Below are 12,210 nucleotides of genomic sequence, written 5' to 3' on the forward strand. Positions count from 1 at the left end.
ATCATCCTCAACGGCCGGGCCGCACCTCGGCCTGGCGATCGGCCACGCTCTCCCCGGCACCGGACCCCGGGGGGAGCGTGCCTTCCTCCCGCGTGCGGGAGAAGGCCAGGCCGGTCGCGAGCACGGCGAAGGGCAGGACCATGAGCACGTAACGGTGGTCGAAGTCGGCGGTCATCGCCGGAAGGACCAGCAGCGCGAGCCCGCTCGCCAGGGCGAGGAGCGCGTCGGCCCGCCGCCGCCGCGCCTGAAGGACGACGCCCGCCAGCCCCACGGCCAGCAGGACGCCCAGCAGCGGTCCCGGCACGTGGATCCACCTCTGGTAGGCCACCATCGCGCCCGCGAACGGCTGTACGACCCGGGTCTGCGCCGGCCCGTCCTCGTAGTCACGCGCGGCCTCGGCGGCGGTGAGGTCGTCCTTCACCTCGTAGGTGGGCAGGGTGGTCTGGGTGCCGGCGAACTCGTAGGACTTCACGAGGTTCGCGGAGGGGTGCGGCAGCCGCGTCCAGGAGAAGGCCTTGACGGCGTCCCGGAAGACGGTCACCGCGTAGTCCAGCGGCTGCGCCTCGATGGCGTGGAGCGCGAACCGGCGGGTGAGGGTATTGGCCTCGTCGCTGAACATCGGCATCCGCCGTACCGGCGAGCCGGGCGTCCAGATGTAGCGCGAGGCGGCGATCCGCTCGTCCACCGGGACCGTCGGGCACAGCCACCTCACGGCCGCCGGCGGCCTGATCTCGGAGCAGTCGGCGAAGGTCATCGTCCGCGCCCACAGGTACGTGCCGTCGGCGCTGCTCAGCCCGAAGCTGCCCTGCTCCGCGCGGTACCAGGTGGCGTAGGCGCCGAGGGGGACGACCATGGCGAGCGCCGCCGCGACCACGCCCCGCCACCCGGCCCGGCGCAGGAGCAGGCAGACCACCACCACGACCAGCAACGGGACCCCGACCGTGCGCATGACCGCCGCGCACCCGAGGAGCGCCCCGGCGGCGGCGCCCCAGGGGACCGTGAGCACCGGGCGCCACAGCAGGATCGCGGCGGCCACCACCAGGAGCGTCGCGAACAGCACGTCCGCCATGATCATGTGTTCGAGCTGGATCTGGTACGCGTCGAGGAGCAGGGGCGCCGCGAGCAGGGTCGCGCCCCAGCCGGGCAGGCCGTACCTGCGCAGGAGCGCGTAGACCACGACGGCGGACAGCAGCCCGAGCAGGTGCTGGAGGGCGACGACCAGCGTGGTGCTGTGGAACGGCTCCAGCGCCCAGAGGAACAGCGAGTATCCCGAGCTGCGCGACCGGCTCGGCCACAGCTCCAGCGCTCCGGAGACGTAGGAGTAGGAGTCGCCGTCGAACCAGATCGCCCGCCGGTAGCCGAGCATCGCGCACAGCCGTACGAGCGCCGCCGCGACGAGCGCGAGGCCAAAGAACAGGTGCTTCCGCACGACGGATCTGATCACCGGCACTCTCCCCTACTCGGCTGCGTGGCCTCCGAGGGTACCGATATGCACCTTATGGGCGTCCTATCTCAGGATTTTCCCAGCCTCCAGCTCCCGGCAGCAGACGCGTGATCGCTGGGCAAAAGCGCTCACATCCGCCGATAGTCAAACAGAATGGTTGAGTCGCATACCGAGCGGAACGGGGGTTCCCATGACACGGGCTGTCCGGCTGGCCGTCGTGGCGGGCGTTCTCGCGTGCGCGGCGGGATCGGCGCCCCTGCTCCACGGTGAGCCCAACCGGGTGCTGGAGATCGCCTGGGCCATCCAGCGCGGCCAGGAGCAGTCGCGGTGGCCCGGCGGGGAGATCCCGTACGTCTGGGGCGGCGGGCACGCGGCGCGGCCCGGCCCCTCGCTCGGCACCTGCCAGGGTTACAAGGGTTCGGTGAAGCCGTGCCCGGCCGCCACCACCCGCGGCCTGGACTGCTCGGGACTGGCCCGATGGGTGTACCAGCTCGCCTACCAGAAGGACGTACTGGGCAACGGCACCACCGACGACCACGTCCGCCTCCTGCGCAGGATCCCGGCCGTGAAGGCCCGGCCAGGCGACCTGGTCTTCTACGGCAAGATCCGCAAGCGGACGGTGAAGACCCACCACGTCGGCATCTACATCGGCGGCGGGAAGATGATCAACGCCCTCCGCACCGGCACCACCGTCCGCACCGACCGGGTGACCCTGCTCCCCGACCTCGTCGGCTACTACAGATACGACGGCTGACCCTCCGTGGTCGCCGGCCTCTCCGCCGGGGCGCGGGCCGCCGACTCCCTCATCCGCTGGTAGGCCGCGCCGAGCAGCGTCGCGGCGGCGGCGTTGCCGAGGGCGATGGTCCAGCCCACCGGTCCGAGGGGCCGGCTGCCGAAGAACCCGCTGACGCCCGGCAGGGTGACCACCAGCCACAGCACGGCGAGCGACGCCAGCGAGGCGAGCACGACCACCTTGTCACGCCCGCCTCCCGCCACGGTCTGGAAGAGCTGCGCGGACACGAGCGCGACCAGCCCGATCGTGTCCGCACGTCCCCGGGTGCCGGTCAGCCGGCCGGCGAGCCAGGCCGCGGTGGCGGCGCTCGCCGTGACGACCGCGCGCAGGTAGATGTCCCGGGTCAGCGACGCGCCGAGCGAGGCCTCCGGGCCCTCGGCGAGCAGCTTCTCCGGGTCGGTCGACGCGGGCGGCCGTACGGCGACCGCCAGGGCGGGCACCATGTCGGTGAGCAGGTTCACCAGCAGGAGCTGGCGGGCGTTCAGCGCACTCCCGCCCGCGAGGAGGCCGGACCCCACCGTGAAGACGATCTCCCCGACGTTGCCGCCGAGAAGGATGCTCAGCGAGTCGCGGACCGAGCTCCACATGGCCCTGCCCTCGACGATCGCGTCCACGATCGTCTCGATGCGGTCGTCGGTCACCACGAGGTCGGCGGCGGCGCGGGCGGCGGGGGTGGCGCGGGAGCCGAGCGCGATCCCCACGTCCGCCATGCGGATCGCGGGCGCGTCGTTGGCGCCATCGCCCGTGACGGCCACGACCTCCCCGGCCCGGCGAAGGCAGGTGACGATCCGGGCCTTGTGCGCCGGGGTGGTGCGGGCGAAGACGGCCACCTCAGGCAGGACCTTGGTCAGCGTGTCGTCGTCGAGCCCGTCCAGCTCGGGGCCGGTCATGACGCGCCCGCCGTTCAGGACCTCCAGCTCCGCCGCGATGGCCTCGGCGGTGCTGGGGTGGTCTCCGGTCACCATCACGATCCGTACCCCGGCGCGGACGAGCCGGCTGACGCTCTCCCTGGCCGTCGGCCGCACCGGGTCGGCCAGGCCGAGGAAGCCCAGGAAGCACAGGTCGTCGATACGGGACTCGTCGAGGTCGCCCCGGTCGGAGGCGGGCCGCTCGGCGACGGCGAGCACCCGGTAGCCCTGGTGCGCCAGCCTGTCGACCTCGCGCTCCAGCTCCCGCCGCCCGGCCTTGGTGAGAGGGACGACCTTGGACCCCCTGAGCGCCTTGTCGCAGTGCGTGAGCACGATCTCGGGGGCGCCCTTGACGCTCAGCAGGTGCCCCCGCTCCGTACGGCCGAGAACCGCGTGGTAGCCCCGCCCCGGCTCGAAGGGCATCTCGTCGACGCGTTCCCAGGTCCGCGACCCTTCCGCAGGGGTGACGCCCAGCCGCTGGGCCCCGTCGAGGACCGCGCGGTCGGTGGGATGGGCGATCACGCGCCCCCCGCCGGACAGCGGGCTCGCCCGGACGGCCGCGGCGAGGATCCGCCTGAGCTGTTCCGTGGCCTCCTCCACGGGCCGGCCCGCACGCCCGTCCGACACGTACCGCAGGCTGATGTGCCCTTCGGTCAGCGTCCCCGTCTTGTCGAAGCAGAGCACGTTGACGCGCCCGAGGGCCTCGATGGTGGAGGGGTTCCGTACGAGCGCGGCCCGCTTCGACAGCCGCCGCGCCGCGGCCAGCTCGGCCACGGTGGCGACGAACGGAAGCCCCTCGGGCACGGCGGCCACGGTGAGGCTGACGGCGGGCGCGAGGGCCGAGGCCAGCGGCCGTCCCCGGAGCAGGTCGGTGAGCAGCAGGACGGCTCCCGCGCCGATCGAGAGCGGCAGGATCCGCCGGCTCAGCTCGCGGAGCCGCAGCTCCACTCCGGTCGGCGGGCTCGGCTCCCCGGCGAGCCTGGCGCTGCGACCCGCCTCGGTCAGGTCGCCCGTCGCCACGATCACCGCCCGCCCGCTGCCCGCGGCGACCGTGGTGCCCTGGTAGACCATGGAGGTACGGTCGGCGACGGCCGCGGCGACGGTCGGCGCCGCCGTCTTGGTGACGAGCTGCGACTCTCCGGTGAGCGTCGACTCGTCCACCTCCAGGCCGACCGCCTTGATGACGCGCGCGTCGGCGGGCACGGCGTCGCCCGCGCGGAGTTCCACCACGTCGCCGGGGGCCAGATCCTCCCGGGTCGCGGCCTCGACGCCGCCAGGACGACGCAGCCGTACGTGGACCTCGGTGGCCTCGGTCAGGCGGTGCAGCGCCCGGTCGGCCCTGAACCGCTGCACGCCCCCGAGGAAGGCGTTGATGACCATCACCCCGCTGATCATCACCGCGTCGAGCGCCGAGCCCACCAGGGCCGAGATCCCGGCGCCGGCGGCGAGCGCGGGAGTGAGCGGGTTCGCCAGCTCCTCCACCGTCGTCTGCGCGAGCGACTGCGGCCCCTCGGCCTCGGTGGTCCCCGCCTCGTGCCTGCGCCGTACGGCGTCGGCGTCGGGGATCCCCTCCGACGACGAGCCGAGCCGCGACAGCACCTCCTTGACCGACATCGCGTGCCAGGGGGTGGCGTCGGCGCGCAGCGGGGTCGGCACCCGAGCGGCGGCGCGGCCCGCCCACTCGCCCAGGCTGACGGCGGCCAGGGACACGAAGGCGTTGACGTAGTGCGCGCGGCGAAGCGCCGTCGCCTCGGGCCCGGCCATCGCGAGCAGGCCGCCGACGACCGCCGCCATGGCGCCGAGCCGTACGCCGTTCCGGCTGGCGCCCACCGCCCGTGGCAGGCAGTTCAGGAACAGGTGGACGCCGGAAGGCTCGCCGGCGACGTCCGCGTCCCACGGGACGTCCGCCTCGGCCATGTCCGCCACACCGACGCCGATGTCCGCCTGGGCCAGCGCCTGCCGCGCGCCTCGTGACACCACGACCACGCCATGGCCCCGCGTCTGGAGGTCGCGCACCCGCTCGGCCAGTTCGGCGCCGCCGGGGAGCACCTGTCCGATCGCGAGCCGCTGGGCGAGTCCTTCGTCCCCCGCCAGCATCACCGTGCCTGCGGCCTTCGCCGCCGCGACGATGGCCACGGCCAGCGGATCGATCTCCCGCGCCAGGCCGACGACGGCGATCGGCGTGCCGTTCCTGCGCACCTCGATGGCGCGCAGGCCCCGCTCCCGCCATACGGCCGCGTGCGCGGGGGGCAGGCTGGCGAGGTCGGCGAGCGGTGCGGTGGACCAGCCGTCGCTGGACCGGTTCCCTCCGGGGTCCGCGAAGTCGACGAGGGAGTACAGCCGGGCGTACAGCTCGCCGGTCTTCACGCCTTCCCCGAGCGGCTCGACCCGGTCGATGCTCCAGGAGCCGGTGGTGAGGGAGTCCGCGTCGAGGATCACCGTGTCCATCCGGTCCATCGCGCGCAGCACACCGGCGTCCAGGACGATCGTGTCACGCGCGCACAGCGCGCGGCCGACCGCCCCCGCGTACGCCTCCCGGGTCATGTAACCGGCCCTCGGCGTGGCCGAGACGAGGATCGACAGCGCGCGCCCGGTGCCCGGAGAGGCGATCCGCGCCACCCCGTAGGCGGCGACGGCCACCGGTCCTGCCACTCCCGCGTACCGCTCGACGGGTCCGTGCGGCAGGTGCTCCCGGCGTGGCCGGGCGGCCGCCCTGATGTGACGGTAGCCGCCGGGCCTGTCCGCCAGCCGCTCCTCCAGCTGTTCCCAGGCACGCCGCTCGGTCGTCGCCTCCACATACCGGCACAGCGACACCGACGCCTGCGCGACCAGTCCGAGCGGTCGCAGCGTGAGCGTCTGGGAGACGAGGTTGACCGTGGTGAACAGGGCGTTGGCGGGCCCTCGGCCGAGAACGAGGTCGAGTCGCTCACGCAGGAACGGGGTGGAGTTCACCAGGTGCGACACGGCGGGCACGACCGGATGAAGCCCCCGTATCCTCGCCAGTCTCCCTGCCGCCACCAGCCCGAGCGCGGTGACGCCCGCGGCGAGCCGGATCGTCGCGCGCATGTGCTCCTCGACCAGGCGGACCGGCGACTGGTGCGCCCTCTCCTCCTGCGATTCCAGCTCCGTGACGATCGCCAGTAGCTCGTCCTGGTCGACCGCGCCGGGGTCGCACCGCACGAAGACCCAGCCGAGACGGCCGTTGACCTCTGCCCGTTCGACGCCGGGCAGCGCGCCCAGCCGCTCCTCCAGCCCCCACGCCGCGTCCCCTGTGCCCGGGGCGCCGATGGCGTGCAGGTCGATCCGCAGCCCTCCGGGGCAGGTGACGATCCTGCGAGGGCACGGAAGGAGGTCCCGGAGGGGATCGGGCAGCACGTCCCGCAGCAACGAGACGGACGACCCCAGCGCCCGGGTCAGGAACATCCGGCCCTCCAGCAGGCGCACCCCATCACCCCTCAACGCAGGAAGCGGGGGGCCTCCCACCGAGGCACCCTCAGACGCGGTGCCCCAATGGCCGAAATGCCGTCCTCGACACTGTTCCTCCATCCAGCACCACATAAACCCAGCTCAGCGCGCGGCCTAGGCGAACGAGACGGGGCAGGTCCTACACGGCGAGCAACTGGTTATCCAACTGGTGCTTGATCACCATGGGTGAGACCTGGAAGTGTTCGGCGACCACCTCCAGATCGTCCTGCACCGCCGCCTCGGGAGCGTCGCCGAGAAGCTCACTGATGCCCGCGGCCGGGGCGAGCAGTTCGGCCGCGAATGCCCGCTCGACCTTCTGTCGGTCGGTGTAGGCGGTGGTGACGAGGAAGATCGGCTCCGGTTCCCACAGATAGTGCCAGAGCGCCCGGGAAAGGGTGAACCGCTGCGAACCAACCGGAGGGCCCGGTCGCATGACGACCAGCGGGCCGGATCCCTCGGCTGCTCCTCCGACCGCGCACCGAGGACGCCGTCTCCCACTCCCACCGGATCTTCAACTCCGGAACCGTCGTCATCGGTCACCGCCCTCACTGATCTCGTTGAGCTTCTCCGGCCACTCATCTTGATCGAGCGGATATCCCTTGTACTGACCGAGCTCCCGATTGACCAGCCTCGCCTCGTAAATCACATATCCAGGCGGTGCCATGCGTAGCGAGGGAACTCCCCCTCCCAAGGCGCGCCGACGTTGCCGCACGCGATCGTCTCTCGCAACCAACCGGTGATCTCCACCGGATCGGTGAACTTGGGATCACATTTGCTGGCGTCCGCCCGTAACTTCGGCTGCCCCGCGAACGAAGGGTACGACTTGTGCTCGCCACTGCCGACATAGGAAACACGCTCGGCGAGCGTCTCCAGAGACACGTCTTCTGGTGGCGACAGCAGACTCCTCCGGAGGGGGCGACGGCGCTTGGGGGCACGCATGGAGTCATTATGGCGGGGGACTTTCCGCGTGTAGGGCGGCTTCGAGAGGTCCGCTCGCCCCCTTCGCCTCAGCCTGGACTTACGATGCGATCGGTCCTGGGACGGAGTCGGCCGTCGGCTGGGGTGCCTGCCGCGGGTCTCTGGTCAGCGCTGGCCCAGGCGCGCGGGCGAGTGTGAAACGTCGTGCTGGTGTCCGGACGGCCGATGGACATCGCCTCGCAGGTCGGCGGGTGGAACGCGCTGGTGGCCGCCTGGCTGCCCGGCACCGAGGGCGGCGGCGTCGCGGACGTGCTGTTCGGCGACTACGCGCCGACCGGAAAGCTGCCGATGACCTGGATGCGCGAGTTCGCCCAGCAGCCGATCAACGCGGGGGACGGCAAGCCGGCGCTGTACGACTACGGCTACGGGCTGACGTACTCGACGTCCACCCCCAGTCCGACGCCGACCCCCACGCCCACGCCGACCGTGACCCCCACCCCCACCCCCTGCTCGACGGTGTAGCGGGTTAATGACATTTGTCCTGGTCAACTATGGAAGATCAACACTGCGCCGATCCGCGGCGGTGCTGACAGAGTGGAGAGGTGGAAAACGCTGACCTCTCCCTCCGGCCGCCGCGGCATCGTGTCAGCCGCACCGCGATCTGGTTCTGGGGAGTGCGAGCCGCCCTGGGGTGGCTCGCACTGATCGCCGCGCAGATCCTGTGGGCCCTCTCCGACGGTGGCGACCGCGCCGTCCACCTCACCGTCCTCGCCGTCACCGTCGTGCTCGGCCTGGTCCACGTGACCGTGATGCCGTGGTGGCGGTACCGGGTCCACCGCTGGGAGACCACGGCCGACGCCGTCTACACCCAGTCGGGATGGCTCCAGCAGGAGTGGCGCATCGCGCCGATCTCGCGCATCCAGACCGTGGACAGCGAACGCGGGCCGTTGGAGCAGCTCTTCGGGCTGGCCAACGTCACGGTCACCACCGCGTCGGCCGCGGGGCCGCTGCGCGTCCACGGCCTCGACCACGGCACGGCGCAGCGCCTGGTGGACGAGCTGACCGCCGACATCCAGGCGACGACCGGAGACGCGACGTGACCGGTACGGGCCCCGAGGTCGACTCCGGCACGGGTCAGGCCGCCGTCGTACCGCAGGCGGGTGGCGTACCGCAGGCGGGTGGCGATCCGGCCGCGTGGCGGCGGCTCAGCAGGCGCATGCTGGTGATCCATCCCTTCCAGGAGCTGGTGCGGAGCGCGCCCGCCCTGATCGGCCTGCTGGTGGCCGGTTCCACCCAGGACGGCAAGGGGCACCTGTGGAGCCTCGCCGCCCTCGGCGTCATGCTCGTCCTCGGCACGCTGCGCTGGTTCACGACGACGTACCGCGTCATGCCGCAGTACGTCCAGGTGAGGAAGGGCCTGCTGCGCAGGAAGGTGCTGACCGCGCCGCGCGATCGGATCAGGACCGTCGACGTCACCTCCCACGTGCTTCACCGCCTCCTCGGGCTGGCCAGGGTCGAGATCGGCACCGGCCGTTCCGACAGGAAGGGCGGCGGCACGCTCAAGCTCGACGCGCTCCACGCGACCGAGGTCGAACGGCTGCGCGACGAGCTGCTGCACCGCCGCCCCGCCCCCTCGGGCGCCTTCGCCTCGGGCCGGCCCCTCACACCGGTCGCCGCCGGTGGAGCCGCCGCCCCCGGTACGGACTCCCGTGGTCCCGGAGCGGACGCCCGCGATCGGGGAACGGACGCCCGCGGTTCCTCACCCGCCGCCGAGACCGAGCTGGCCGTGCTGCGACCGGCGTGGATCCGTTTCGGCCCGTTCACCCTGTCGGGACTCGTCGCGGTCGGCGTGCTGGCCGGTTTCGTCTCGCGCATCGCGTCCGAGGGCAACGTCGACCTCCTCTCGATAGGGCCGGTACGGCAGGTGGCCGACTGGTTCGGCCGGGGAGCGCTCTGGCTGCAGGTCGCGGGCTCGGTGGCGATGCTGGCGGTGTTCGTCGCCGTCGCCTCCACGCTCGGGTACGTGCTCGCGTTCTGGCGGTTCCGGCTCACCCGTACGGCCGGCGGCACCCTGCACGTGACCCGTGGTCTCATCACGACGCGGGCCACCACGCTGGAGGAGCGCCGCCTTCGCGGGGTCGAGCTCAGCGAGCCGTTGCTGCTGCGCGCGGCGAGCGGGGCGCGGGTCATCGCCGTAGCCACCGGCCTGCGGGTCGGGCGCGGCGCCCAGCGCGGCGGTTCGATGCTGCTGCCGCCCGCGCCGCGCGCCGAGGCCCAGGCCGTGGCCTCCCGCGTGCTCGGCACCGCGGGCCCGCTCGCGGCGGAGCTCACTCCCCACGGCCCGGCGGCCCTGCGCCGCCGCTTCACCCGCGCCCTCGCCTTCTGCGGAAGCGTCACGGCCGTACTCCTGGCCCTGTGGTACTGGAAGGGGCTGCCCGCCTGGACCTGGCAGGCGGCGATCGTCGTGACGGTGGCGGCCATCCCCCTGGCGGCCGACCGCTACCGGAGCCTCGGCCACACGACCGCCGAGGGCCACCTCGTCACGCGATGGGGCTCGGTCGTACGGCGGCACGTGGCACTGGAACACGAGGGGATCATCGGGTGGAACCTCCGGAGGTCGTTCTTCCAGCGGCGAGCGGGCCTAGTCACCCTCACGGCGACCACCGCGGCGGGCCGCCAGGGGTACGGCGTGTGGGACGTCGAGCTGGCCGAGGCGCTGCGGCTCGCGGACCAGGGGATTCCCGGGCTCCTCACCCCGTTCCTCGTGAACGGAGGCCCGGCGGGCCGTTAGTCTCCCGAGACCAGCGCGTGCGCGTAGTCCCCCAGATCGCGGGCACTGGACCCCCGGCCGCGCGTAACGGCCGCCGACCGGCTCCGATGGCACGGGGAACCGGCGGGGAAGCGGGAGGGAACGAGCCTCATGGGTCTGGCTAGAAGGTTCGGCGACCGGTTCGGACGCAAGGGCCGGCGGCTGCGCACGGTGGCCAGGGACGCGTTCGGGTGGAAAGATCTCCGGCCGGGGCAGCAGGAGGCGATGGAGCACCTGCTGGCCGGGCGTGACGTGCTCGTCGTCATGCCGACCGGCAGCGGCAAGTCGGCGGTCTACCAGATCCCGGCCCTGCTCCTCGACGGCCCGACGGTCGTGGTGTCACCGCTGATCGCCCTGCAGCGCGACCAGGTGGCCGGGCTCGCCGAGGCGAACGCCGGGGGCGCCGTCGCGGTGAACTCCGCGCAGTCCGACGGCACCAGCGACGCGTCGTTCGACCAGCTTCGCGCGGGCACCGCCGAGTTCATCTTCCTGTCCCCCGAGCAGCTCGCGAAGCCCGAGGTCGTCGACCGGCTGCGGGCGGCGCGGCCGTCGCTGATCGCCATCGACGAGGCCCACTGCGTCTCGGCGTGGGGCCACGACTTCCGGCCCGACTACCTGCGGCTGGGGCAGGCCATCGAACGGCTCGGCCATCCTCCTGTGGTGGCGCTGACCGCCACCGCCGCTCCCCTGGTCCGCGACGACATCCTCACCTCCCTCGGGCTGCCGGACGCGCGGCAGGTCGTACGGGGGTTCGACCGGCCCAACATCGACCTCGCGGTCCGCCGGTTCGTCCACAAGGACGCCAAGCGCCGCGCGCTGATCGAGGACGCCGCCTCCCGCCCGGGTCTCGGCCTGGTGTACGTGGCCACGCGCCGCGCCGCCGACGAGTACGCGGGCGCGCTGCGGGACACGGGCCGCCGGGCGGCGGCCTACCACGCGGGGATGAAAGCGGCCGACCGTCACCGGGTCCACGAGCTGTTCCGCGACGACGAGCTGGACGTGGTCGTCGCCACCTCGGCGTTCGGCATGGGCATCGACAAGCCGAACGTCCGGTACGTCCTGCACTCCGACCCGCCCGAGTCCCTGGACTCGTACTACCAGGAGATCGGCCGCGCGGGACGCGACCAGGAGCCCGCCTCGGCCGTCCTGTTCTACCGGCCAGAGGACCTCGGCATCCGCAGGTTCTTCGCCGGGGGCCGCGTGGACGAGGAGCTGCTGAAGCGCGTGGCGACGCTCGTCCGCGAGCACGGCGGGACCGTCCCCGCTCCCGAGCTGAGAGACCTGCTGGACGTGGGGCCCTCCAAGCTGACGGGCGTGGTCAACCTGCTGGAGCGGGTCGGAGCCGTCACCGTCACCGAGAGCGGCGATCTGCGCTCGGTCGCCGGCGGGCCCTCGCCCGACCGCGCCGCCGCCGAGGCCGCCGGGCTGGACGACACCCGGCGCCGGGTGGACGAGTCGCGGATCGAGATGATGCGCGGCTACGCCGAGACGACCGGCTGCCGGCGACGGGCGCTGCTGGAGTACTTCGGCGAGCCGTATGAGCGGGCCTGCGGGAACTGCGACACCTGCCGATCGGGCGCGACGGACCCCGCCGCCCCGGCCGAGCAGGTGGGCGAGGGTCCCTTCCCGATGCACGCCAAGGTCAGGCACAGCGCGTGGGGACCCGGGGTGGTCATGAGCCGGGAGCCCGACCGCGTCACGGTGCTGTTCGAGGACGTGGGCTACAAGACGCTCTCCCTGGAAGCCGTCGAACGCGACAACCTCCTCGTGCTCGCGAGCTAGTGTCGTGCACCTGAAATCTGTCGGATAATTTCTTATTCTGATGTGTATGAGGCATCCAGGTCCGTCTGCGGTACCGATCGAGTTAACCGAT

9 protein-coding genes are annotated in these 12,210 nt (G+C 72.6%); 5 read left to right on the plus strand and 4 right to left on the minus strand.

The features are described 5' to 3' along the window. Positions 1–7: 7 nt before the first annotated feature. Complete coding sequence (locus ACGFIV_RS33375; RefSeq protein ID WP_392838979.1) at positions 8–1,444, minus strand: hypothetical protein; 1,437 nt, start codon at positions 1,442–1,444, stop codon at positions 8–10. A 190-nt stretch (positions 1,445–1,634) separates the two neighbouring features. On the opposite strand from ACGFIV_RS33375, the gene ACGFIV_RS33380 reads away from it, so the two are divergent. Beyond that, positions 1,635–2,198 (plus strand): NlpC/P60 family protein, encoded by a 564-nt coding sequence (locus ACGFIV_RS33380; RefSeq protein WP_358559482.1) that lies wholly within the window; start codon positions 1,635–1,637, stop codon positions 2,196–2,198. Here the strand turns inward: ACGFIV_RS33380 and ACGFIV_RS33385 are convergent. From ACGFIV_RS33385 to ACGFIV_RS33395, 3 genes are all read right to left on the minus strand, one after another. Next, complete coding sequence (locus tag ACGFIV_RS33385; RefSeq protein ID WP_392838981.1) at positions 2,180–6,589, minus strand: HAD-IC family P-type ATPase; 4,410 nt, start codon at positions 6,587–6,589, stop codon at positions 2,180–2,182. The two genes, ACGFIV_RS33380 and ACGFIV_RS33385, sit on opposite strands and share 19 nt — an antisense overlap. A 160-nt stretch (positions 6,590–6,749) precedes the next feature. Continuing rightward, positions 6,750–7,043, minus strand: a complete 294-nt coding sequence (locus ACGFIV_RS33390) for an ImmA/IrrE family metallo-endopeptidase (protein WP_392838983.1) — start codon at positions 7,041–7,043, stop codon at positions 6,750–6,752. Between the two features lie 209 nt (positions 7,044–7,252). After that, entirely contained in the window at positions 7,253–7,549 is a 297-nt protein-coding gene (locus ACGFIV_RS33395; protein WP_392838985.1) for a hypothetical protein, read from the minus strand. A gap of 189 nt (positions 7,550–7,738) precedes the next feature. Here ACGFIV_RS33395 and ACGFIV_RS33400 point away from each other — a divergent pair, with 189 nt between their 5' ends. The 4 genes from ACGFIV_RS33400 (at position 7,739) to ACGFIV_RS33415 (ending at position 12,119) form a co-directional block, all read left to right on the plus strand. Further along, the gene (locus ACGFIV_RS33400) at positions 7,739–8,050 is read left to right on the plus strand and encodes a glycoside hydrolase family 3 C-terminal domain-containing protein (protein WP_358559478.1); all 312 of its coding nucleotides are present in this window, start codon (positions 7,739–7,741) and stop codon (positions 8,048–8,050) included. Positions 8,051–8,130: 80 nt separating this feature from the next. After that, on the plus strand, positions 8,131–8,628 hold the full coding sequence (locus ACGFIV_RS33405; protein WP_358559477.1) for a PH domain-containing protein: 498 nt from the start codon (positions 8,131–8,133) through the stop codon (positions 8,626–8,628). After that, complete coding sequence (locus tag ACGFIV_RS33410) at positions 8,625–10,319, plus strand: PH domain-containing protein (RefSeq protein WP_392838988.1); 1,695 nt, start codon at positions 8,625–8,627, stop codon at positions 10,317–10,319. The genes ACGFIV_RS33405 and ACGFIV_RS33410 overlap by 4 nt, the downstream gene beginning before the upstream one ends. Positions 10,320–10,448: 129 nt before the next feature. Beyond that, positions 10,449–12,119, plus strand: coding sequence for an ATP-dependent DNA helicase RecQ (locus tag ACGFIV_RS33415; RefSeq protein ID WP_358552777.1), 1,671 nt, complete (start codon positions 10,449–10,451; stop codon positions 12,117–12,119). The last annotated feature ends 91 nt before the right edge of the window (positions 12,120–12,210 follow it).

This window comes from Sphaerisporangium sp. NPDC049003 (assembly GCF_043197795.1).
GTDB lineage: Bacteria > Actinomycetota > Actinomycetes > Streptosporangiales > Streptosporangiaceae > Sphaerisporangium.